Origin of the sequence: Stenotrophomonas lacuserhaii (genome assembly GCF_039674585.1) — a bacterium.
GTDB classification, from domain to species: Bacteria; Pseudomonadota; Gammaproteobacteria; order Xanthomonadales; family Xanthomonadaceae; genus Stenotrophomonas; species Stenotrophomonas pennii_A.
In genome coordinates, this window is the sequence record NZ_JBDJNU010000024.1 from 1 (window position 1) to 21,995 (window position 21,995).

Annotated in this window: 20 protein-coding genes; 13 read left to right on the forward strand and 7 right to left on the reverse strand. The window is 68.6% G+C overall.

The window, feature by feature from the left end; all coding sequences use genetic code 11:
- Positions 1-397 precede the first annotated feature (397 nt).
- Genes ABE522_RS10630 through ABE522_RS10655 form a run of 6 tightly spaced genes read left to right on the forward strand, consistent with a single transcriptional unit; the run spans position 398 to position 8,321 of the window.
- Positions 398-490 (forward strand): potassium-transporting ATPase subunit F, encoded by a 93-nt coding sequence (locus ABE522_RS10630; RefSeq protein WP_042613345.1) that lies wholly within the window; start codon positions 398-400, stop codon positions 488-490.
- 12 nt (positions 491-502) lie between these two features.
- Positions 503-2,203 (forward strand): potassium-transporting ATPase subunit KdpA, encoded by a 1,701-nt coding sequence (kdpA, locus tag ABE522_RS10635; RefSeq protein ID WP_346591670.1) that lies wholly within the window; start codon positions 503-505, stop codon positions 2,201-2,203.
- Between the two features lie 10 nt (positions 2,204-2,213).
- Entirely contained in the window at positions 2,214-4,262 is a 2,049-nt protein-coding gene (kdpB, locus tag ABE522_RS10640) for a potassium-transporting ATPase subunit KdpB (protein WP_346591671.1), read from the forward strand.
- Positions 4,259-4,924 carry a potassium-transporting ATPase subunit KdpC gene (gene kdpC / locus ABE522_RS10645; protein ID WP_346591672.1) on the forward strand — a complete coding sequence of 222 codons (666 nt, stop codon included), beginning with the start codon at positions 4,259-4,261 and terminating at the stop codon, positions 4,922-4,924. The genes kdpB and kdpC overlap by 4 nt, the downstream gene beginning before the upstream one ends.
- A 36-nt stretch (positions 4,925-4,960) precedes the next feature.
- Positions 4,961-7,621, forward strand: a complete 2,661-nt coding sequence (locus tag ABE522_RS10650; protein WP_346591673.1) for a sensor histidine kinase KdpD — start codon at positions 4,961-4,963, stop codon at positions 7,619-7,621.
- Entirely contained in the window at positions 7,605-8,321 is a 717-nt protein-coding gene (locus ABE522_RS10655; protein WP_346591674.1) for a response regulator transcription factor, read from the forward strand. Before ABE522_RS10650 ends, ABE522_RS10655 begins: the two co-directional genes overlap by 17 nt.
- A 277-nt stretch (positions 8,322-8,598) precedes the next feature.
- Here the strand turns inward: ABE522_RS10655 and ABE522_RS10660 are convergent, their stop codons facing one another.
- The 3 genes from ABE522_RS10660 to coaBC form a co-directional block, all read right to left on the reverse strand.
- Entirely contained in the window at positions 8,599-10,875 is a 2,277-nt protein-coding gene (locus tag ABE522_RS10660) for a phosphomannomutase/phosphoglucomutase (protein WP_346591718.1), read from the reverse strand.
- Positions 10,876-10,951: 76 nt separating this feature from the next.
- Positions 10,952-11,440 (reverse strand): dUTP diphosphatase, encoded by a 489-nt coding sequence (gene dut / locus ABE522_RS10665; protein WP_057687433.1) that lies wholly within the window; start codon positions 11,438-11,440, stop codon positions 10,952-10,954.
- On the reverse strand, positions 11,437-12,705 hold the full coding sequence (coaBC, locus tag ABE522_RS10670; RefSeq protein WP_346591675.1) for a bifunctional phosphopantothenoylcysteine decarboxylase/phosphopantothenate--cysteine ligase CoaBC: 1,269 nt from the start codon (positions 12,703-12,705) through the stop codon (positions 11,437-11,439). The genes dut and coaBC overlap by 4 nt, the downstream gene beginning before the upstream one ends.
- A gap of 186 nt (positions 12,706-12,891) precedes the next feature.
- Here coaBC and ABE522_RS10675 point away from each other — a divergent pair, with 186 nt between their 5' ends.
- From ABE522_RS10675 to ABE522_RS10690, 4 genes are all read left to right on the forward strand, one after another.
- Positions 12,892-13,536, forward strand: coding sequence for a response regulator transcription factor (locus ABE522_RS10675; protein WP_346591676.1), 645 nt, complete (start codon positions 12,892-12,894; stop codon positions 13,534-13,536).
- 58 nt (positions 13,537-13,594) lie between these two features.
- Complete coding sequence (gene radC, locus ABE522_RS10680; protein ID WP_346591719.1) at positions 13,595-14,302, forward strand: RadC family protein; 708 nt, start codon at positions 13,595-13,597, stop codon at positions 14,300-14,302.
- Positions 14,303-14,440: 138 nt separating this feature from the next.
- The gene (gene argS / locus ABE522_RS10685; protein WP_346591677.1) at positions 14,441-16,129 is read left to right on the forward strand and encodes an arginine--tRNA ligase; all 1,689 of its coding nucleotides are present in this window, start codon (positions 14,441-14,443) and stop codon (positions 16,127-16,129) included.
- 20 nt (positions 16,130-16,149) lie between these two features.
- Positions 16,150-17,025: an SPOR domain-containing protein gene (locus ABE522_RS10690; protein ID WP_346591678.1), complete on the forward strand. Its 876-nt coding sequence runs from the start codon at positions 16,150-16,152 to the stop codon at positions 17,023-17,025.
- 315 nt (positions 17,026-17,340) lie between these two features.
- Here ABE522_RS10690 and ABE522_RS10695 read toward each other — a convergent pair whose 3' ends face one another.
- Entirely contained in the window at positions 17,341-18,093 is a 753-nt protein-coding gene (locus ABE522_RS10695; RefSeq protein ID WP_346591679.1) for an SDR family NAD(P)-dependent oxidoreductase, read from the reverse strand.
- Between the two features lie 79 nt (positions 18,094-18,172).
- Positions 18,173-18,658, reverse strand: a complete 486-nt coding sequence (locus tag ABE522_RS10700) for a hypothetical protein (protein WP_346591680.1) — start codon at positions 18,656-18,658, stop codon at positions 18,173-18,175.
- A gap of 121 nt (positions 18,659-18,779) precedes the next feature.
- Between ABE522_RS10700 and ABE522_RS10705 the strand changes: the two genes are divergently transcribed.
- Positions 18,780-19,262: a YehS family protein gene (locus ABE522_RS10705; RefSeq protein WP_346591681.1), complete on the forward strand. Its 483-nt coding sequence runs from the start codon at positions 18,780-18,782 to the stop codon at positions 19,260-19,262.
- Positions 19,263-19,382: 120 nt separating this feature from the next.
- Here ABE522_RS10705 and ABE522_RS10710 read toward each other — a convergent pair whose 3' ends face one another.
- The gene (locus tag ABE522_RS10710) at positions 19,383-20,081 is read right to left on the reverse strand and encodes a TorF family putative porin (protein ID WP_406846340.1); all 699 of its coding nucleotides are present in this window, start codon (positions 20,079-20,081) and stop codon (positions 19,383-19,385) included.
- A gap of 177 nt (positions 20,082-20,258) precedes the next feature.
- On the opposite strand from ABE522_RS10710, the gene ABE522_RS10715 reads away from it, so the two are divergent.
- The gene (locus ABE522_RS10715; RefSeq protein ID WP_346591682.1) at positions 20,259-20,648 is read left to right on the forward strand and encodes a DUF6165 family protein; all 390 of its coding nucleotides are present in this window, start codon (positions 20,259-20,261) and stop codon (positions 20,646-20,648) included.
- A gap of 96 nt (positions 20,649-20,744) precedes the next feature.
- Here the strand turns inward: ABE522_RS10715 and ABE522_RS10720 are convergent, their stop codons facing one another.
- A complete protein-coding gene (locus tag ABE522_RS10720) occupies positions 20,745-21,317 on the reverse strand; it encodes an OmpO family porin (protein ID WP_346591683.1) in 573 nt (190 codons plus the stop codon).
- Positions 21,318-21,636: 319 nt separating this feature from the next.
- Between ABE522_RS10720 and ABE522_RS10725 the strand changes: the two genes are divergently transcribed.
- Positions 21,637-21,993, forward strand: a complete 357-nt coding sequence (locus ABE522_RS10725) for a DUF1428 domain-containing protein (RefSeq protein WP_346591684.1) — start codon at positions 21,637-21,639, stop codon at positions 21,991-21,993.
- Positions 21,994-21,995 lie beyond the last annotated feature (2 nt).

Genomic DNA, 21,995 nt, shown 5'->3' on the forward strand with positions numbered 1-21,995 from the left:
CCCCCCGGGTGCCCCCGCACCCGCTTTTCCTCTATTTTGACCGTGGCGCGCCGCGCGCGCGGACTGTCCGGGCGGGGCGGGAGGGGTTGGTGGGGGCGTTGAGCGCCATGGATGGCGCGAAACGAGGCCCGCATGGATGCAGTTCTTGCCGTCCCCCACCAATCCCTCCCGCCCGTGCCAAACCAGAAATCCGGCTCTGTGCGACCCGCCACGAGGGGCTCCGCCGTTCGCCGCAGCTTTTACGCTGACTTTATGCCGCCGCAGGCGCGGAGAAATGGAGGCTTTACGCGGCCCAGGCGGACCATGACGGCCTGAGGTGGAGCGGTTCCACCAGGACGATCACCGTCATGTCTTGTCTGTCGCGTTGTGGCCTTTCTTCCCGGGCGGGGTGCTGAGCATGCCCGGCTGGCTCTCCCTGCTGAGTGGCGTACTGGTGCTGGTCGCCGCCGCCTACCTGGTCTATGCCGTGCTGCGGCCCGAAGCATTCTGACGGGCCATGGACATGACCGGAATCCTCCTTCTCCTCGCCACCAGCGTGCTGCTGGCCTGGCCCCTCGGCCTGTACCTGGCACGGGTGATGCGCGGTGGACCGATGCGCATCGACCCGCTGTTCCACTGGATTGAAAAACCGCTCTACCGCCTGCTCGGCGTGGATCCCGCGCGTGGCATGTCCTGGCGCGGCTACGTCGGCGCGTTCGTGCTCAGCAACGTGGTCATCGCGCTGCTGACGATCACCGTGTTCATGACCCAGGCGTGGCTGCCGCTGAATCCGGACGGCATCGCCAACCTGCGCTGGGACACCGCGCTGCACACCATGGTGTCCTTCCTGACCAACACCAACCAGCAGCACTATTCCGGGCAGGCGCAGCTTTCCTACCTTTCGCAGATGACCGGCATCACCGGCCTGCAGGTGGTGACGCCGATGATGGGCCTTGCCCTGGCCGTGGCCACCCTGCGCGCCCTGTTCGCGCCGCCGCGCCAGGACGTGGTCGCCGATGGTGACCGCCGCATCGACGTAGGCAACTACCATGCCGACGTGCTGCGCCTGTGCGTGCGCTTCATGCTGCCGCTGTGCCTGCTGTGGACCATGCTGCTGGCCAGCCAGGGCGTGCCGTCCACCTTCGCCGGGGGTCCGCAGGCCGCGCCGATGGATGCGTCGACCGGCCTGCAGGAGCAGAAGATACCGCTCGGCCCGGTTGCCGCGATGGTGGCGGCCAAGCAGCTCGGCGCCAACGGTGGCGGCTGGTATGGCCCCAACAGTGCGTTCCCGCTGGAGAACCCGACCGCGCTGTCGAATGCACTGGAACTGGTTGGCATCCTGCTGATTCCGATCGCCGTCGTCTTCATGATCGGGGCGTTCACCGGCCGCCGCCGCTTCGGCTGGCTGGTGCTGGGCTGCATGGCCAGCATGTCGGCGGTGTCGATCGCGGGCACCGTGTGGCTGGAAGGCCATTCGCCCACGGCAGCCAGCGCCTTGTTGATGGAAGGCAAGGAAGTCCGGCTGGGCAGTGACGCCACCGCACTATGGGCGGCAGTGACCACCCAGGTGTCCAACGGATCGGTCAACGGGATGCTGGATTCGATGAGCCCGATGGCCAGCGCCGTATCGCTGGTCAACATGCTGGTCAGTGCCATCTGGGGCGGCGTCGGCTGCGGACTGCAGCAGTTCATCGTCTACCTGCTGCTGGGCGTGTTCCTGGCCGGGCTGATGACCGGGCGCACGCCGGAACTGCTGGGACGCAAGCTGGAAACCCCGCAGGTGCGGCTGCTGGCGCTGCTGGTGCTGCTGCAGCCGATCACCCTGCTCACCCTTACCGCCGTCACCCTGGCGGTGCCGGGTCTGTCGGGCACCTCCAACCCGGGATTCCACGGGATCAGCCAGGTCTTCTACGAGTATGCGTCGGCCTATGCCAACAACGGTTCCGGCTTCGAAGGGCTGGGCGACAACACGCCGTGGTGGAACCTGACCTGTTCGCTGGTGCTGCTGCTGGGCCGGTTCCCGCTGCTGGTGGTGCCGCTGGTCATCGCCGCGCAGCTTGCGGCAAAGCGTCGCGCGCCGGAATCGCCGGGCACGTTGCAGATCGAAACCCCTACCTTCGCGCTGACCCTGCTCAGCGTGATCGTCATCCTGACCGTCCTGCAGTTCCTGCCGGTTCTGGTGCTTGGCCCGGTGGCCGACCACCTCAGCCTTGGCCTGCATTGAGGCACTCCCCATGAATACTGTTGCGACTTCCCAGCTGCCGCGCCGTCCGGCGCTGCTGGATGGCGCCGGCTTCCGCCGTGCGCTGCTTGATTCATTCCGCAAGCTCTCGCCGCTGCACCTGCTGCGTAGTCCGGTGATGGCCGTGGTGATGGCCGGTACGCTGCTCGCCCTGGTGGTCACCCTGAGCGGCAATGCACCGCTGGGCTTCGGGCTGGCGGTCAGCGCGATCCTGCTGCTGACCGTGCTGTTCGGCAATTTCGCCGAAGCCGTGGCCGAAGCCCGCGGCCGTGGCCAGGCCGCGTCGCTGCGGCGCGCCCGCCAGGACCTGGTGGCGCGTCGCCTGCAGTCCGCACATCCCGCCGCAGCGCAGGAACAGGTGCCCGCAGCCGAGTTGCGCCCGGGGGACCACGTGCTGGTCGGCGAGGGTGAGTTGGTGCCGGCCGATGGCGAGATCGTGCAGGGGCTGGCGACCATCAACGAAGCCGCTGTGACCGGCGAATCGGCACCGGTGCTGCGTGAGGCGGGCACCGACCGATCCGGCGTGATCGGCGGCACCAAGGTACTGTCCGACCAGATCGTGGTGCGGGTGACCGCCGAGCCCGGCCACAGCTTCCTGGACCGGATGATCGCGCTGGTGGAAGGCGCCAACCGGCAGAAGACGCCGAACGAGGTGGCGTTGACGCTGCTGTTGGCGGCGATGACGCTGACCTTCCTGGTGGTGGTGGCCACGCTGCCGGCAATCGGCGCATCGGTCGGCGTCAGCGTCGATCCCCTGCTGCTGATCGCGCTGCTGGTCTGCCTGATCCCCACCACCATCGGCGGCCTGCTGCCGGCCATCGGCATCGCCGGCATGAACCGTGCCTTGGCGGCCAATGTGCTGGCCAAGTCCGGCAAGGCGGTGGAGGTGGCCGGTGACATCGACGTGCTGTTGCTGGACAAGACCGGCACCATCACCCACGGCGACCGCCAGGCCACCGCATTGCATGCACTGGCCGGGGTGGACGTGGCGCGGCTGCGCGAGGCGGCGCTGCTTTCCTCGCTGGCCGACCCGACACCGGAAGGCAAATCGATCGTGCGCCTGGGCCGCGAGCAGGGCTGCCGCAGCGCCGAGCCCGAGCATGCGCACTACATCGCCTTCAGCGCGCAGACCCGCATGTCCGGTGTCGACCTGGCAGGCGGCCGCAGCATCCGCAAGGGCGCCGCCGATGCGATCCGCGCACACGTGCAGTCCCTCGGCGGCGAGGTTCCGGCCGAGCTGGCCGGGCGCGTGGAGCAGGTGGCGCGCAATGGCGCCACGCCGCTGGTGGTGGCGGAAGGTCGCCACGTGCTGGGCGTGGTGGAACTGTCCGACGTGGTCAAGCACGGCATGCGGGAAAAATTCGCCCAGCTGCGTGCGATGGGCATCCGCACGGTGATGATCACCGGCGACAACCCACTCACCGCCGCAGCGATCGCGGCCGAGGCCGGCGTGGACGATTACATCGCCGAAGCGCGGCCGGAAGACAAACTCGCACGCATCCGCCAGGAACAGGCCGGTGGCCGGCTGGTAGCGATGGTCGGCGACGGCACCAACGATGCGCCGGCGCTGGCCCAGGCCGATATCGGCCTGGCGATGAACTCCGGCACCCAGGCCGCGAAGGAGGCCGGCAACATGGTCGACCTGGATTCGGATCCGGCCAAGCTGCTGGCCGTGGTGGAAGTGGGCAAACAGCAGCTGATCACCCGCGGCGCGTTGACCACTTTCTCGCTGGCCAACGACGTGTCCAAGTACTTCGCGATCCTGCCGGCGCTGTTCGCCGCCACCGTGCCGGGGATGGCCACGTTGAACGTGATGGGCCTGTCCAGTCCGCGCAACGCGGTGCTGGCCGCGTTGATCTTCAATGCCCTGGTGATCCCGGCGCTGATCCCGCTGGCGCTGCGCGGCGTGCGTTTCCGTCCGGCAACGGCAACCAGCCTGCTACGGCGGAACATGCTGGTGTACGGGCTCGGCGGCGTGCTGCTGCCGTTCGTGGCGATCAAGGCAATCGACTTCCTGCTGATGACGGTATCTGCTGCATGAACACTTCAACGACCCCTTCCGTATCCCCGCCCGTTGCGCCGCGGGCACTGGCGCGCGCGGCTGCCGAACGCGAGGCCCGCCTGCAACACACCGCCAGCTGGCGTCCGGCGATCGTGCTCGGCCTCGGCAGCCTGCTGCTGGCTGGCGCGCTGTACGCGGCCGCCGGTACCGGGCTGGCGCGGCTTGCCTTCCCCGTGCAGTCCGACGGCAGCCTGATCGTGGATGCCGATGGTCGCGTGCGCGGCTCGGCCCTGTTGGCCCAGCCGTTCACCGGTGACGGCTGGTTCCAGCCGCGGCCATCCGCGGCGGGCCATGATCCGATGGCTGCGGCGGGCTCCAACATGGCGCGCAGCAACCCGGCACTGGCGAGGCGCGTGGCCGACGCCACCGCCGCCGTCGCCCTGCGCGAAGGCATCGCGCCCGCGCAGGTTCCCGCCGACCTGGTGACGCAGTCCGGCAGCGGCCTGGATCCCCATCTGTCACCGGCCGCCGTGCAGGTGCAGGTGCGCCGCGTGGCGCAGGCGCGGGGGCTTTCCGAAGCCGAGTTGCAGGCCATCGTGCAGGCGCATGTCGAGGGCCCGCAGTGGGGGGTGTTCGGCCAGCCCCGGGTCAACGTGATGCAGCTCAACCGAGCGTTGGAGTCAGCCGCGCATGCACGTTGATGCCATGCGTGCCTGGGCTGGCGCACAATCGCCGGCATGACCGATACCCGCAGCCGCCAGGCCGACGCCCTCATCGAAGGCCTGCAGCGTGATGCCGGCGGGCGCCTGACCGTGTTCCTCGGCGCCGCCCCCGGCGTCGGCAAGACCTACAGCATGCTCACGCGCGCGCAGGAGCAGCTGCGCCGTGGCGTGGACCTGGTCGTGGGGGTGGTCGAAACCCACGGCCGTGCCGACACCGAAGCCCTGTTGCAGGGCCTGCCGCTGGTTGAACGCAGGCAGGTTGCCTACCGCGAGCGGCTGCTGGACGAAATGGACCTGGATGCGATCGTGCAGCGGCGTCCCGCGCTGGTGCTGGTGGACGAACTGGCGCATCGCAATGCACCGGGAAGCCGCCACGAGCGGCGCTGGCAGGATGTGATGGAGCTGCTGGATGCAGGCATCGACGTATGGACGACCGTCAACATCCAGCATCTGGAAAGCCTCAACGACGTGGTGCTGCGCATCACCGGCATCCGGGTCAGCGAGACCGTGCCGGATGGGGTGCTGGACCGCCTGCATGACATCGTGCTGGTCGACCTGCCGCCACGCGAACTGATCGCGCGGCTGCAGCAGGGCAAGGTCTATGTCCCGGAACAGGCATCGCAGGCGCTGCAGTCCTACTTCACCCCCGCCAACCTGACCGCCCTGCGCGAGCTGGCCATGCAGGAGGCAGCCGACCGCGTGGACAGCAGCCTGCGCGAAGTCCGCGCGGCCGGTGGCGAAGGCGCCCTGCCGCTGCGCCGACGCGTGCTGGTGGCGATCGACGGCGGCGGCCAGAGTGAGTACCTGGTACGCGTGGCGCGGCGCATCGCCGAACGCCGCGATGCGCCATGGACGGTGGTGACCGTGCAGCGCCGGCGTGCCGATGAAGCGACGCAACGCGAGATCGACAGCGCCTTCGCGCTGGCGCGCCGGCTTGGCGCAGATACCGACGTCCTGCAGGGATCCAGCGTGGCCGACGCGCTGCTCGACCATGCCGCGCACAACAACGTGTCCACGCTGGTGCTCGGCCGCACGCGCGAACGGCCGGTGGCGCGCATGCTCAACCGCACGCTGACCCAGCAGTTGATCCAGCACGGCGCGCATTACGAGATCACCATCATCAGCACGCCGCGCGCACGGGCACGCGCACGCCGCGATCGCCTGCTGGCGCCGGTGCCCGGCCACGCGGCGGAACTGGCACAGGCGGTGCTGGCCTGCACACTGGCCTGCCTGGTGGCCTGGGTTGCCGAACGCTGGGTCGGCATGGCCGACCTGTCGATGGTGTTCATCGTGGCGGTGGTGCTGGTGGCCGCGCGCACCCGCGCCAGTGCCGCGGTGCTGGCGGCCGGTCTGTGTTTCCTGGCCTACAACTTCCTGTTCATCGCCCCGCGCTTCACCTTTGCGATCAGCGCGCGGCAGGGCGTGATCACGGTCTTCCTGTTCCTGGCTGCCGCGCTGGTGGCCGGCCGGCTGGCATCGCGCCTGCGCACGCAGGTCATCGCCCTGCGCGCGTCCAACCGCCATGCCAACGCCCGCCAGCAGCTGGGCCGCCAGCTCAGCAGTGCAGCCAGCAACGAGGCGGTCGCCGATGCCGGGCGGCAGGCGCTGGAACAGGCCCTGGATGCGCCGGCGTGGCTGCGCATCGGCACCGACGTGACCGCCAGCGGCAGCGCCGTGCCCGGCGATACCGACCTGGCCGCGGCGGACTGGTCGCAGCGCCACGGGCAGCCCAGTGGCCGCTATACCGATACCCTGGCCGGGGCGCAGTGGTGGTGCCTGCCGCTGCTCGACGGCGAGGCCCGCTGCATCGGCGTGGCGGCGCTGCAGTTCCCGCCGGCACTTGCTCGACTGGCGCCGGAGCAGCGCCAGTTGGCGATGGCGATGGTCGACGACATCGCCCAGGCTGCGCTGCGTACGCGGCTGGTGGCCGAACTGGAACAGGCGCATGTCAGCAACGAGACCGAGCGGCTGCGCTCGGCGCTGCTGTCATCGGTGTCGCACGACCTGCGCTCGCCGCTGGCGGCGATGATCGGCTCGGCCGACAGCCTCGCCAGTTACGGCCAGGCAATGGATGCGGCGGACCGTCGCGCCCTGCTGGACACCATCATGCTGGAAGGCGAACGGCTGGACCGTTACATCCAGAACCTGCTGGACATGACCCGGCTCGGCCATGACGGACTGAAGATCAACCGCGACTGGATCGGCGTGGACGAACTGGTCGGATCTGCCGCGCGTCGGCTGCAGCGTTACCAGCCGGAGGTGAAGCTGCAGCTGGATATTCCTGCGTCGCTGGCGCCGATCTGGGTGCATCCGGCACTGGTCGAGCAGGCGCTGTTCAACGTGCTGGAGAACGCCGCCAAATTCTCCCCGCCCAGCATGCCGGTCACGGTCAGCGCGCGGTTGCAGTCGCGTGATCTGGTGATCGACGTGCTCGACCGCGGGCCCGGTATTCCAGCCGACGAGCGCGCGCGCATCTTCGACATGTTCTACAGCGTCGAACGCGGCGACCGCGGGCGCCACGGCACCGGACTGGGGCTGGCGATCTGCCAGGGGATGATCGGTGCACATGGCGGCAGCGTGCAGGCGCTGGCGGGCGAGGACGGACGCGGTACGCTGATACGGATTACCCTGCCCCTGCTCACTCCTGCCGGTCACCCCGATGCCCCTGACGCCTGACAGCACGCCGTCGATCCCGCCTGCCTGCGTGCTGGTGATCGACGATGAAGCGCAGATCCGCCGGTTCCTGGACATCAGCCTGCGTGCGCAGGGCTACCGGGTGCTGCAGGCGTCCAGCGGACAGGAGGGACTGGAGCGGCTGGTGGGCGAGAGCGTGGACCTGGTGATCCTGGATATCGGCCTGCCGGACATGGAAGGCCACCAGGTGCTGGCCGAACTGCGCCAATGGAGCCAGCTGCCGGTGATCATGCTGACCGTGCGGGCCGGCGAAGCCGAAAAGGTGCGTGCGCTGGATGCCGGCGCCAACGACTACGTGACCAAGCCGTTCGGCACGCAGGAGCTGATGGCGCGGGTGCGGATGCTGCTGCGCACGCGTGCCGCGCCACTGGACGGACAACCGCCGGTGTTCGATGACGGACACCTGCGGATCGACCTGGTGCACCGCGCGGTCACGCTGGATGGCGTTGCGGTGCCATTGACGCGCAAGGAGTACGCGCTGCTGTCGCTGTTGCTGGTCAATGCCGGGCGGGTGGTGACCCAGCCTCAGATCCTGAAGGAAATCTGGGGCCCGACGCACCAGCACGATACGCACTACCTGCGGATACTGGTGGGCAAGCTGCGGCAGAAGCTGGGCGATTCGGCGCTGGAGTCGCGGTATGTGTTCACCGAGCCCGGCGTGGGGTTGCGGTTCAAGGGATGAGATATTCCTTGCCGGCGTGGTGCGTTGGTGTCTTCGATGCTACGGGCCGGCAGGGGGGGGGGGCAGGCGTGGTAGCGCCGAGCCATGCTCGGCGGAATCCTTCCGTGCATTGCGGCCGCTGCGCTCGCCGACCCTGGGTCGGCGCTACCGGATCCTTCCGCGCACTGCGGCCGCTGCGCTCGCCGACCCAGGGGCGGCGCTACCGGATCCTTCCGCGCACTGCGGCCGCTGCGCTCGCCGACCATGGGTCGGCGCTACCGGATCCTTCGGCGCGGTCTCAGAAGCCCAGGTCCTGCGCGCCGAGCAGGGGCTGCAGCTGGGCGCGGAACTGGGCCTTGATGCGCTCGAGGGCGTCTTCGCTGTCGGCTTCGAAACGCAGGACCAGCACCGGGGTGGTGTTGGAGGCGCGGACCAGGCCCCAGCCGTCGGCGAAGTCCACGCGCAGGCCGTCGATGGTGGAAATGCGGCCACCCACGAACGGGTTGTCCGCAGACTGCGCTGCGCTCACCACCAGTGAAACCAGCGCGTGCGGCGTGCCATCGGCCACCGGCACCTTGATCTCCGGGGTGGAGATGCTCTGCGGCAGCTCTTCCAGCACCTCCTGCGGGGTTTCTTCGCGCAGCGCGAGGATTTCCAGCAGGCGCGCAGCGGCGTACAGGCCGTCATCGAAACCAAACCAGCGCTCGCGGAAGAAGAAGTGCCCGCTCATCTCGCCGGCCAGTTCGGCATCGGTCTCCGCCATGCGCGCCTTGATCAGCGAATGGCCGGTCTTCCACATCATCGGGCTGCCGCCGTGGCGCAGCACGAAGTCGGCCAGCTTGCCGGTGCACTTGACGTCGTAGATCACCATCGCGCCCGGGTTGCGCAGCAGCACGTCGGCGGCGAACAGCATCAGCAGGCGGTCGGCGAAGATGATCGTGCCATCCGGGGTCACCACGCCGAGGCGATCGCCGTCGCCATCGAAGGCGATGCCGAGGTCGGCGTCGAAGCGCTTCACCGTCTGCACCAGGTCCTGCAGGTTGGCCGGATCGCTGGGGTCGGGATGATGGTTGGGGAAGCTGCCATCGACATCGCAGTACAGCGGGATGACGTCGGCACCGATGGCTTCCAGCAGCGGCTGCACCAGGGCACCGGCCACGCCGTTGCCGGCGTCCGCCACCACCTTCAGCGGCCGCTCCAGCTGCACGTCGTCGGCGATCCGGCGTACGTAGTCATCGCCGACCTCGCGCTGCTGGTAGTTGCCCGGCGATGGCGCCTGCGCCAGCCGGCCTTCGACGATGCGCTGGTACAGCGCGGTCACCGCATCACCGGACAGGGTCTGCCCGGCGATCACGATCTTGAAGCCGTTGTATTCGGGCGGATTGTGGCTGCCGGTCACCGCTACGCAGCTGCCGGTGCGCAGGTGGTGGCTGGCGAAGTACACCACCGGCGTCGGCGCCAGGCCGATATCGATGACATCGCAACCGGCGCGGCGCAGGCCTTCGGCCAGGCCAGCGGCCAGCTCCGGGCCGGACAGGCGCCCATCCCGGCCGATCACCACTTCGCGCAGGCCCTGCGCCAGCACTTCACTGCCGATCGCCTGGCCGATCAGGGCCGCCACCTTGGGCGTCAGCTCGTCGCCGACCACGCCGCGTATGTCGTAGGCACGGAAAATGCCCGCCGCCAGGCTCGCGGCCAAGGGCGGCGGCTCCACTGCGGCACCGGCGCCCTGCTCCGCCGACGCGCCGGTCGACACCTCGGCGGCTGACTGCGCCAGGCTCTCGCTCAGGGTCGGACCCTGCTCTTCTGCGCCTTCGCGCGCGGCCCGCCGGGGCAGCGGCAGGCGGGACTTGCCCACCAGCAGCAGCACCGCGATCAGCACCAGCAGCAGCGCCACGATGGAAGCGGCCAGCGCCCCCAGTCCCAGCGGGCCGGGCTCGATCGACGGCACGCCCGCGGCCAGCCGCAGGCTGCTGTTGGCCAGCGGCCGTGCCAGCACTTCGCCACTGTCGGCCAGCTTGCGGTCACCGCGTTCAAGCACGTTGTAGCTGCCCTGGCGCAGGGCCAGATAGCCTTCGGCCGGTGCACGCACCGCATCCAGCGGGCCGGTCAGCTGCATCAGCGGCTGCCGCACGTAGACCAGCGCCAGCCCGTCGGAGCCCAACGGCACGCCCGCCGCCAGGCCCAGCCGGGCGCCACCGGCATCGCGCACCACGCGCGCCACGGGCTTGTCACTGACCAGCGCCGCTTCCAGCAGCGCCAGCCGGGCATAGCCGAAGGCGGCCGGATCGGCATAGGCGGTCTCCAGCGAGGCCGGCCAGACCTGCACGTCTTCCACGCCGGTCCAGGTCTCGCGCAGCGCCAGCGCGGCGGCGGCCCCGTCCCCGGCAGCAAGTGCCTGTTCAACGCGTGCGGACTTCAGATGCTTGGCGAACTGCAGCAATTGGCCGTCGAGCGCCTTCTGCAGGCCCTGCAATGCGCTGTCGCGCGCCTGTTCCAGCTGGGTGCCGGTGTTGGCCTGACGCCACTGCTGCACCGCGCTCCAGCCGAACAACCCTGCCAACAGCAACAGCATCGCCGCCAGCAGCGGCCCCGTACGTCCCGTGACCGCCACGCCCTTCCCCTTGCTGCCGATCATCCTGTCCCCCGAGTCAGCGCACTCCGGTATGCCCGAACCCACCCGAGCCCCGCGTGCTGTCGGTGAAAGTATCCACTACCTGCAGGGCAACACGCACGATGGGAACGACAACCAGCTGTGCGATGCGGTCGCCGGGTTCGATGGTGAAGGCCTCGCGGCCGCGGTTCCAGACGCTGATCAGCAGCGGCCCCTGGTAATCGGCGTCGATCAGGCCGGTGCCGTTGCCGAGCACGATGCCGTGCCGATGGCCCAGCCCGGAGCGCGGCAGGATGATCGCGCACAGGTTCGGATCGGCCACGTGGATCGCCAGGCCACTGGGAACCAGGGCGGTATCACCCGGGGCCAGCACCAGCGGCGCTTCGGTTGCCGCGCGCAGGTCCATGCCGGCGCTGGCTTCGGTGGCATAGGCCGGAAGCGGCCAGCTGTCGCCGAAGCGCGGATCGAGCAGCTTCACCTGCAGCGGCTGCAGCGAGGGCGGAACGGGATGCGATGCAGCGTTCATGCGGTAAGCCTTTGCGCGATGAGCGCGAGCAGTTGCGTGGCCAGTTCGGTCTTGGAGGTGGCCGGGAATACCTGTTCGCCGTCCTGCCAATAGGCCGTGGCGGCGTTGTCGTCACTTTCGAAACCCGCGCCTGCCTGGCCCACCTGGTTGGCGATCACCAGGTCCAGCCGCTTGTCCACCAGCTTGCCGCGCGCGTATTTCTCCACGTCGTGGGTTTCCGCGGCGAAGCCGACCACCAGTTTCAGCGATTGGGTCTGGGTGGCCACCTCGGCCAGGATGTCCGCGGTGCGGACCAGCTCCAGCACCAGCGACTGGCTGTCGGCGGTCTTCTTCAACTTCTGCGGTGCGACCTGGCGCGGGGTGTAATCCGATACGGCGGCGGCACCGATATAGATATCCGCAGGCAGCGCACCCAGCACGGCATCGCGCATCTGCGCGGCCGAACGCACGTCGATCCGCTGCACGCCCGCCGGCGTCGGCAGGTTGACCGGGCCACTGACCAGCACGACATCGGCACCGAGCCGGGCGGCCGCCGCGGCTAGCGCGTAGCCCATCTTGCCGCTGCTGCGGTTGCCCACGTAGCGGACCGGGTCGATGTCTTCGTAGGTCGGACCGGCGCTGATCAACACGCGAAGTCCCGCCAGCGTGGACGGACCCGGCGCGCCATCGCCCGTGGCATCCGGGGCGCGTTCAATGGCCACCAGCGCGGCCACGATGTCGTCCGGCTCGGCCAGGCGCCCGGGACCGGACTCGCCCTCCGCCAACGGTCCATCAACCGGCCCCACCACCTGCGCCCCGCGCGTACGCAGCAGGGCGATGTTGGCCTGGGTGGCCGGGTGCAGCCACATGCGGTGGTTCATCGCCGGGCACACGGTAAGCGGGGCGGTACTGGCCAGGCAGAGCGTGGTCACCAGGTCATCGGCATGGCCCTGCGCGAGGCGTGCCAGCAGGTCGGCGGTGCCCGGGGCGACCACGATGCGGTCGGCCCAGCGCGCCAGTTCGATATGCCCCATCGCCTGTTCTGCCGCGCTGTCCCACAGCGTGGTGCGGGTGGGCTGGCCGGACAGTGCCTGGAAGCTCAACGGGGTGACGAACTGCTGTGCACCGGCGGTCATCGCCACCTGCACCAGCGCCCCGGCATCGCGCAGCCGACGGACCAGCTCCAACGCCTTGTACGCCGCGATTCCGCCGCCCACGCACAACAGCAGCCTGCGCCCTTCCAGCGGGCGCTGCCGCGCCGGGGAAGTCTTGGGTGAGTCAGCCACCGGGGAAATCCTATGCACGCAAAGACATTAGCTTAGCCGAAAGCCCCGTAGTGCCCCTATTCGGGGCGATATGACCGACGGATATAAGTACATGTATGACAGCATTTAACGATGCTAGGTGTCGCGTCATCCGCTTGCACGAAGTGGCTGCCGGGACCCCTGCTCCGCCGTACCGCAGGACCAACCGTGTACATCCGCACCATCATTGCCGACGACCACCCGATCATCCTCCACGGCGCACGCGTGGTGCTGGAGAACGCACGCATCGACGTGGTCGGCGAGGCCTCCGGCGGCACCCACCTGCTCGCCCTGCTCGACCGCCAACCGTGCGACGTGGTGCTCACCGACCTGACCATGCCCGGCAAAGGCCCGGACGGACCCGAGCTGCTCGACTGCATCCGCGTGGCGCACCCCTGGCTGCCGCTGGTGGTGCTGACCGGCACCGCCAGCCCCACCGTGCTGATCACCCTGCTGCGCTGCGGGGTGCACGGCGCCCTGGACAAGGCGGTGGATTTCGACGAACTGGCGCAGGCGGTACGCAGCGCCGCCGCCGGGCAGACCTATGTGTCCCAGCATCTTCGCTCCCACCTGGAAGCCCGCGACCTGGCCCACCGGGCCACGCCCGCCTCGTTGTCGAAGGGCGAGCGTGACGTGCTGGACGGCCTGGGGCGCGGCCTGAACCTGAGCATGATCGCCCAGCAGCGGGGGCGCAGCCCGAAGACCGTCAGCCGACAGAAGTCCGACGCGATGCGGAAGCTGGGACTGACCAGCAACCACGAGCTGCATGCGTTCCTGCGCACTTACCCGATCAAGGGCCCGCGCCCTTCCTGACCCACCACGCTGCGGCTGCCCCATGGCCGTCCGCAGCGTGGGTGGCCACACTGTCGGCATGACGATCCATGACTGGCCCGCGCAGGAACGACCCCGCGAACGCCTGCTCGCGCAGGGCCCCGGCGTGCTCTCGGATGCGGAACTGCTGGCCATCTTCCTCGGCTCGGGCACACGCGGGCGCGATGCCGTGCAGACCGCCCGCGATCTGCTGGCCCAGCATGGGCCGCTGCGCAGGCTGCTCGACCTCCCCGCCCCTGCGCTGGCGCGCCTGCCTGGGCTGGGTCCGGCGCGCAGCTGCGCGCTGGCCGCCGCGCTGGAACTGGCGCAGCGCCATCTTGCCGCGCAACTGGTTCGCGGCGAATGCGTGGGCCAGTCGCCTGCGGTGGCCGCGCGCTTCCTGCAGCATCGGCTGCGCGGACGTTCCAACGAGGTATTCGTCGCCCTGTTCCTGGACAACCAGCATCGCCTGCTGGCTTACGAGGAGCTGTTCCAGGGCACGGTGAATGCCGCGTCCATCTACCCGCGCGAAGTGGTCCGCCGGGCGCTGGCGCTGAACGCGGCCGCCGTCATCGTCAGCCACAACCACCCTTCCGGGGATGCGGAGCCATCGGCCGCCGACCACCAGGTCACCGCGGAGCTGCAATCCCTGCTGGCCCATCTGGACGTGCGCCTGCTGGACCATCTGGTGATAGGGGAAGGCGCGCCCGTGTCGTTTGCTGAACGGGGATGGCTGGGTCCGGCCAGCGCCCCGCCATCGCGAAGCTGAACCGCCACAGGAACCGCAGGCGCCCCCCCACCGGGCCGCCGCCGGCGCGGGGCTGAACCCCCACGGTTTACCCACGTCTGCCGGGGCGGGGCAGATCGGCTAAAATGGGGGATTCCGCCGCACTTCACAGCAGGCCACGTGAAAAATCTCCTCCGCGCCCTGATCAGCCAAGGCATCGAAGCCCTGCGCGCCAATGGCACCCTGCCCGCCGACTCGATTCCGCCCGAGTTCGTGGTTGAACGCCCGAAGACCCGCGAGCATGGCGACTTCGCCACCAATGCCGCCATGCTGCTGGCCAAGGCCGCGCGCAGCAACCCGCGCGCGATCGCCCAGGCCCTGCTGGATGCGCTGCCGCAGAGTGCGGATGTCAGCAAGGTGGAGATCGCAGGCCCCGGCTTCATCAACTTCCACCTGGCCGGCAGCGCGTTCCAGCGCGAAGCCGCCAGCGTGATCAAGGAAGGCGACGACTACGGCCGCAACCTGTCCGGCAACGGCCGTACGGTCGGCGTGGAATACGTGTCGGCCAATCCGACCGGCCCGCTGCACGTGGGCCACGGCCGCGCCGCCGCGATCGGCGATTGCATCGCACGCGTGCTCGATGCCAACGGCTGGAACGCCAAGCGCGAGTTCTATTACAACGATGCCGGCGTGCAGATCGAAAACCTGGCGCTGTCCACCCATGCGCGGGCCAAGGGCATCAAGCCCGATGAAGCAGGCTGGCCGGAAGGTGGCTACCGCGGTGACTACATCCAGGACGTGGCCGACGCCTACCTGCGTGGCGCCAGCGTGGACCTGGAAGGCACCACCGTGGTCGGCGCCAAGGACCCGGATGACATGGCCGCGATCCGTCGCTTCGCCGTGGCCTACCTGCGCAACGAGCAGAACCTGGACCTGGCCGCGTTCGGCGTGGATTTCGACATCTACTTCCTGGAAAGCTCGCTGTACAACGACGGCAAGGTCGCCGAAGCGGTGCAGCGCCTGCAGGATTCCGGGCATACCTATGAAGAGGGTGGCGCGCTGTGGCTGCGCTCCACCGATTTCGGTGACGACAAGGACCGCGTGATGCGCAAGTCCGACGGCACCTTCACCTACTTCGTGCCCGACGTGGCCTACCACCTGACCAAGTGGCAGCGTGGCTATGAGCGCGCGATCACCGAACTGGGCGCCGACCACCATGGCTCGCTGTCGCGCGTGCGCGCCGGCCTGCAGGCGATGGGCGTGGGCATTCCGCAGGGCTGGCCGGAATACGTGCTGCACCAGATGGTGACGGTGATGCGCGGCGGCGAGGAAGTGAAGCTGTCCAAGCGCGCGGGCAGCTACTTCACCCTGCGCGACCTGATCGATGAAGCCGGTCGTGATGCCACGCGTTGGTTCCTGATCGCGCGCAAGCCGGATTCGCAGCTGACGTTCGACATCGACCTGGCACGCCAGCAGAGCAACGACAACCCCGTGTTCTACGTGCAGTACGCCCATGCCCGCGTCTGCAGCCTGCATCGCCAGGCGCAGGAGAAGGGCCTGGTGTATTCGCAGGAACAGGGGCTGGCCGCACTGCGCACCCTGCAGGACGAGGCGTCGCTGAACCTGATGAACGAAATCTCGCGTTACCCGGAGGTGGTGGAAGCGGCCGGCATCGCGCTCGAACCGCACCTGGTGGCGCAGTACCTGCGTGAATTGGCGCACGCCTTCCACACGTGGTATCACGGGACACCGGTGCTGGTGGAAGACGCCGCCGACCGCGATGCCAAGCTCACCCTGGCCAGCGCAGCGCGCCAGGTGTTGCGCAACGGCCTGGAACTCTTGGGCGTCGGCGCCCCGGAAAAAATGTAAGCATTGGAGAAGCAGTAGACATGGCAGCACGACGCGGCAAGAGTCAGGCACGGCGCAACAGCAGCCAGGGAACGCCGGGATGGGTGTGGCTGGTCGCCGGCGTGGCGATCGCCGCCGTGGTGTTCCTGGCCGCGCCCAACCTGTTCAAGGGAGATGCCGATGGCTTCCTGCGGGCAGGTCCGCGACCGGATCCGAACGCGCAGCCGGCCCCGGTGGTGGAAGCCGAAGGCGATGTCGGCACGCAGGTGGAGACGCCTGCGGCGGCCAAGCCGGCCACCCCGGCCAAGCCACCGGCAACCCAGTACGACTTCTACACGCTGCTGCCGGGCAAGGAAGTGGAGATGTCCGACGCCGAGCTGGCCGCCAGCACCCGCGCCGAGGAACAGCGCCTGGCACGCAGCGAGGCGCAGCGTGCGCAGGCCGCGCTGGAAGGCAAGCCGGTCCCGGCCGCCGCGCCTGCGCCGGCTTCCACGGCAGCCACCACCACCGGTGCCACGGCGACGGTGGCAAGCACGGCGCCGACACGCGCCGGCGCACTCCCGGCGCCGTTGAGCGAACGTCCCGCCGCGCCGGCCACGACCGCGACGCCGCCCGCGGCGGCAGCCAGCGCGCCGACGACGGCAGCGGCCACGCCCGCCGCCGTGGCCGCGCCAGCAGACAGCAACGTGCGTTACATCCTGCAGGCCGGCGCGTTCGGTGCGTCCGGCGATGCCGAGGCCACCAAGGCGAAGCTGGCGATGATCGGGCTGGCCGCACGGGTGGAATCGGCGCAGATCAACGGCAAGACGGTGTATCGCGTGCGCATGGGCCCGTATGGCACCGCAGGCGAGCTGTCCGAAGCCAAGCAGAAGCTGGATGGAACCGGCCTGCAGGCGATGGCGATCAAGGCGCAGTAACGCGGGTTTGCGGCTGCTGCGGCATCGACGGAAAAGCCGGGCATTGCCCGGCTTTTTCATGCGCCAGCCGATGGTTCGCCGGGCGGCCGATCCCCCTCGTGGCTCTCGACCTTGGATGGATCATGCGGCTGGGCTGGTGGTGGGCGCCAACCGATCTGTGGCAGGGCCGGGCGGTAAGGGTGGGCGGGGGCGTGGAGCGCCATTGATGGCGCGAGACGAGGCCCGCAGGAGCGGTTTTTGCCGTCCCGCGACCCGCCACGAGGGGCTCGGCCGTTCGCCCAGCAGTTCGCCCACCAGTTCGCTCGCCGGGCGGCCTCAGCCTTCGCGCGCCACCTGGAAGCCGGCATAGGACTGGCTGACCGGCATCAGTTCGAGGCGATTGATGTTCAGGTGCGGCGGCAGGCTGGCCACCCAGTAGATCTGCTCGGCGATGTCTTCGGCGGTCATCGGGTTGGCGCCGGTGTACAGCTTGTCCGATGCCGCCTGGTCGCCGTGGGTGCGTACCACGGTGAACTCGGTTTCCGCCATGCCCGGTTCGATGGTGGTCACCCGCACACCGGTACCGTGCAGGTCCGATCGCAGCCCCAGCGAGAACTGGCTGACGAAGGCCTTGGTGCCGCCGTACGCATTGCCGCCGGGATAGGGATACACGCCGGCGACCGAGGAGATGTTGATGATCGCGCCCTTGCGCTCCACCAACAGCGGCAGCAGGCGATGGGTCAGCGTGACCAGCGCGGTGACATTGGTGTCGATCATGGTGCGCCAGTCTTCCAGCCTGGCGTGCTGGGCCGGAAGCGTGCCCTGCGCCAGGCCGGCATTGTTGACCAGCAGGTCGATCTGACCGAATGCTGGCGGCAACGCGAGCAATGCCGCTTCCATGGCGGCCGCATCGCGCACATCGAACACCGCCGTATGCACCTGGTCGGCGCCATAGGCGTCCACCAGCGGCTGCAGTCGCTCACCGCGACGGCCGGTGGCGATCACCTTCCAGCCCGCCTTGGCGAAGCGGTGGACGGCAGCAGCACCAAAGCCGGACGTGGCGCCGGTGATCAGGACGGTACGGGTCATCAGGCAACTCCAGGAAGATCCAGGCCGATATTCTGGCACTGTCGGCCGCTGCCTGCCTTGCCGGATCGGCTGCGCGCACTCAGCGCACGCGGAACACGCGCGCCTTCGGCAGGTCCGGATCCACCTGCAGGAACCAGCGGCCGGCGATGCCGGGCACCACCTCGATGGGCGGATCCTGCAGCGGTCGGCGCAGGGTCATTTCGCCCTTCAGCACCTGCCATTGCTGGCCGTTGTCGAGGGTGAACAGCATGCCTGGCTGCCAACCCGTGATGGTGCCGGTGGCGTGCGCCTTGATCGGGCCGTCGTCGAGGCCGATGAACATCGGGGCCGCAGCGGTCGGCGTGGCGCGGTCGGCAGGCGGCGGCGCGTCGGCTGCCGTCAGCGCCTGCGGCTGGGTCTCGCGCAGCAGGCGGTTCAGTTGCTGCAGCTGGGCCGGGGTCAGGCCGACGTCGGCCAGGCGTGCCGCATCGATGCGCTGCTCCAGCGGCACGTAGCGGTCCTGCGCTGCCGCAGGGCACGCAGCCAGCAGGGCGGCCAGCAGCGAGGGGATCCAGGGGCGCGTCACGGGCAATCCTGCTTCAGGGGTCGAGAGGCGCACTATGCTGCAGTCCGGTGACCGCAGGATGACAGCGGCGCGGGCGGTACAATGCAGGTCCCGGCGCTCCCTGCCGGCGGTGTGGAAGACAATGATCAACAACGATGTGCTGCGCAGCCTGCGCTTTGCCCTGGACCTGAGCGACAACCACATGGTGGTGCTGTGCGAGCTGGCCGACCCCGCCTTCCCGGTGACCGCCGAGCAGGTCAATGCCTGGCTGAAGCCGGACAACGAAGCAGGCTCGGAGCCCTGCAGCGATGAAGCGCTGGCCCATGTGCTGGACGGCCTGATCGTGCACCTGCGCGGTCGTGACGAGAGCCAGCCGCAGCGCGCGATCGAGACGCGGATCGACAACAACCTGATCCTGAAGAAGCTGCGCGTGGCGTTCCAGCTGCGTGACGTGGACCTGCAGGAGATTTTCCAGGCGGCCGGCTTTGCAGTCTCCAAGCCGGAGCTGAGCGCGGTGTTCCGCCAGCGCGACCACAAGCACTTCCGCAAGGCGGGTGACCAGTTGATGCGCTACTTCCTGAAGGGCCTGGTGCTGCGCGTGCGCGGTTCGTCTTCGAACGGCTGAGTCGCTCAGAGCTACAGCTGCATACGGTGCCGGGGTCGGGCGGGGTGGGCTTGGAGAAGTGCGGTAGCGCCGAGCCATGCTCGGCGGGATTCTGACCAGGCTCGGCGGCGCTTGCCGGGATCAGAAGCTGGCCTGCAACGCTACCTCCAGGCGGCTGCCGGCGTTGCCGGGGAACAGTTGGCGAGCGGCGCTATCGGTGGCGTGGCCGGTGGCACGCAGCTCCCACTTCGGGGCGATGGCGTGGATCACGCTGAGCTGCACGTGCTGGTAGTCGCGTGCCTGTGCGCTGGCCAACCGGTAATGGCCGTAGGCCGCTTCCAGGCGCGTCGCGCCTGACAATGGCAGCCGCATGCCGATCTGTGCATACGTGCCGGGGTGGCCGCCGGCCAGCGCGTCGCGCGAGTGCGCCAGCTGCAGCCAGGCTCGCTGCCTGAAGGTCGCCGTGGCGGACAGCTCGGTCCAGTCCAGCGCGCGTCCCGTTCCCGGATACAGATAGCGCGTGGCGTTGGCATCCAGGCTCCAGTTCGGCGCCAGTTCGCCACTCCAGCCGAGCACCGCATCGAACTCGCTGCGTGCGCCGCTGTCCGGTTCGAACGCTACGTTGGATCCCCACACGCTGGCATACAGGCCGGTGCCACGGGTGGCACGCGCGCCTGCCTGCACGGCGGGATCTTCGCCGGTCTGCGAGCTGCCACGCCAGACGTAATCGCTGGTCAGCGCGAGGGTGCCGCCGACATCGGCCTGCGCCGCTCCAGAGGCCCCCGGGCCCATTGCCATCACGCCGGCCACGGCCACGCCACGCAGTGCTTGCCACTTCATTCCATCACCCTTGTCTGCTGAGCGGCGTTGCCGCCGGAGCTGCGCAGTGTGGAAGCCGGCGGCGTAACCGATCGAGGGCGCCGGGGGCGGTTTCGCGCAAAGCCTGCGTAAAGCCATGCCTCGCCTCGGCCTGGCGGCTGCGCGCTATCATGCAGGCCTGTTGAACGGAGCACCTGCGTGGACGCGATCCTGACCCCTGTATCGATCGGTGAGCTGATCGACAAGATCACCATCCTGGAAATCAAGGCCGAACGCATCGAAGATGCGGCCAAGCTGGCCAACGTGCGCACCGAACTCGACGGCCTGCTGCCGCTGTTCGAGGCCCAGCGCGGCAACCAGCCGGCGCTGGACGCGCTCAAGCAGCAGCTGAAGGTAATCAACCAGCGCATGTGGGACATCCAGGACCAGCTGCGCGACAAGGAGGCAGCGCAGGTGTTCGACGATGCTTTCGTGCAGCTGGCGCGCGGTGTCTACGGCACCAACGGCGAACGCGTGCAGGTCAAGAACGAGATCAACCGGGTGGCCGGCTCGGCACTGGTGGAAGAGAAGCAGTACCAGGGCGAATGAGCAGCGCGCGGCGCCGCACCGGAAACAAGACAGGCCCGGCAATGCCGGGCCTGTTGGTTCAAGCACACGGCATGCGCGAAGCATGCCGCTGCCGAATCACCAGCTGAAGCGCGGGCCGACCGACCATTCCTTGTCGCCATCGCGGTTCATCTTGATGTCGCCGTTGATGCCCCAGTTCTGGTTCAACTTGACCTGCGCGCCGAGGCGGCCGTACCACTCGCCTTCCGGGCTGATGCCGTGCTTCTTGCTGAAGTCTTCGTAGCCAGCCATTGCGTAGACTTCGGCATGCTGGCCGAAGGCAGTGCGGATACCCGCTTCAGCGCTGTAGCCATTGAAATCCAGGCCGTGCTTGGCGTCGAACTTGTTGTACGCAGCGCGCGCGACGAAGTCGGTCGACGGGGCGATCTCGACGTTGTAGCCGACACCCACGCGCCACTGGTCGACGTCCTGCCTGGTCGCGTCCACTTCCTGCTGGTTGAACTCACCGAACACGTGCATGTTCGGCAGCACGCCGTAGGAACCCTTGACGCCCCAACCGTCTGCCTTGCCACCATCGGCGTCGGTCTTTACGTAGTTGCCTTCGGCGTAGTTGTAGGACAGGTTCTCGGCGGCCGAAGCAGCGAACGGCAGCGCGGAAGCCAGGGCCAGGGCAATCAGGGACATCTTCATGGGTACAACCTCTTGTCTTTCTGGTGTTGTTGCAGCGGCGCCGGAACGCCATCGCATCGGGGGATGTAAAGTTTCCGTTTTTTGACCTAACCCCATCCTGAAAGCAGGAAAGCGATTTTTGGCTGCTATTCAGCTCTTTTCAGGCATACGCGCGCGCCTTCCATTTCCTGATGTGCAAGCGACGTTCACGCCCGTCGACGGTGACCCAGCGTAAACAGCCCGGATGCAGCCGATGCCGCCAAGGCATGTCGTTCTGCACGCTTCTGGTTCGTCATACCCATGAAGGCCCTGCATCCGCAGGCCATCCGGAGAACAGGCAATGAGCTACATCGACGGGTTCGTGCTGGCCGTCCCCACCGCCAACAAGCAGTCCTTCATCGACCATGCGCGCAGCATGGATCCGGTATTCCTGGAACTGGGTGCGACGCGGGTGGTCGAGTGCTGGGCCGACGACGTGCCGCACGGCAAGACCACGGACTTTTACGGGGCGGTGAAAGCGAAGGAGAACGAAACGGTGGTGTTTTCGTGGGTGGAATGGCCGGACAAGGCCACCCGCGACAGCGGCATGGCGAAGATGATGGACGATCCGCGGATGGACCCGGCCAACAACCCGATGCCGTTCGATGGACAGCGGATGATCTTCGGCGGGTTCGCGCCGATCGTCGAACTGCCGTAACC

Coding starts and splice junctions, on each gene's coding strand:
- ABE522_RS10630 (WP_042613345.1), top strand. CDS start 398: ATGCCCGGCTGGCTCTCCCTGCTGAGTGGCGTACTGGTGCTGGTCGCC.
- kdpA (WP_346591670.1), top strand. CDS start 503: ATGACCGGAATCCTCCTTCTCCTCGCCACCAGCGTGCTGCTGGCCTGG.
- kdpB (WP_346591671.1), top strand. CDS start 2,214: ATGAATACTGTTGCGACTTCCCAGCTGCCGCGCCGTCCGGCGCTGCTG.
- kdpC (WP_346591672.1), top strand. CDS start 4,259: ATGAACACTTCAACGACCCCTTCCGTATCCCCGCCCGTTGCGCCGCGG.
- ABE522_RS10650 (WP_346591673.1), top strand. CDS start 4,961: ATGACCGATACCCGCAGCCGCCAGGCCGACGCCCTCATCGAAGGCCTG.
- ABE522_RS10655 (WP_346591674.1), top strand. CDS start 7,605: ATGCCCCTGACGCCTGACAGCACGCCGTCGATCCCGCCTGCCTGCGTG.
- ABE522_RS10660 (WP_346591718.1), bottom strand. CDS start 10,875: ATGCTGTTGCTGTTGGCAGGGTTGTTCGGCTGGAGCGCGGTGCAGCAG.
- dut (WP_057687433.1), bottom strand. CDS start 11,440: ATGAACGCTGCATCGCATCCCGTTCCGCCCTCGCTGCAGCCGCTGCAG.
- radC (WP_346591719.1), top strand. CDS start 13,595: ATGACGATCCATGACTGGCCCGCGCAGGAACGACCCCGCGAACGCCTG.
- ABE522_RS10690 (WP_346591678.1), top strand. CDS start 16,150: ATGGCAGCACGACGCGGCAAGAGTCAGGCACGGCGCAACAGCAGCCAG.
- ABE522_RS10695 (WP_346591679.1), bottom strand. CDS start 18,093: ATGACCCGTACCGTCCTGATCACCGGCGCCACGTCCGGCTTTGGTGCT.
- ABE522_RS10705 (WP_346591681.1), top strand. CDS start 18,780: ATGATCAACAACGATGTGCTGCGCAGCCTGCGCTTTGCCCTGGACCTG.
- ABE522_RS10710 (WP_406846340.1), bottom strand. CDS start 20,081: ATGAAGTGGCAAGCACTGCGTGGCGTGGCCGTGGCCGGCGTGATGGCA.
- ABE522_RS10720 (WP_346591683.1), bottom strand. CDS start 21,317: ATGAAGATGTCCCTGATTGCCCTGGCCCTGGCTTCCGCGCTGCCGTTC.
- ABE522_RS10725 (WP_346591684.1), top strand. CDS start 21,637: ATGAGCTACATCGACGGGTTCGTGCTGGCCGTCCCCACCGCCAACAAG.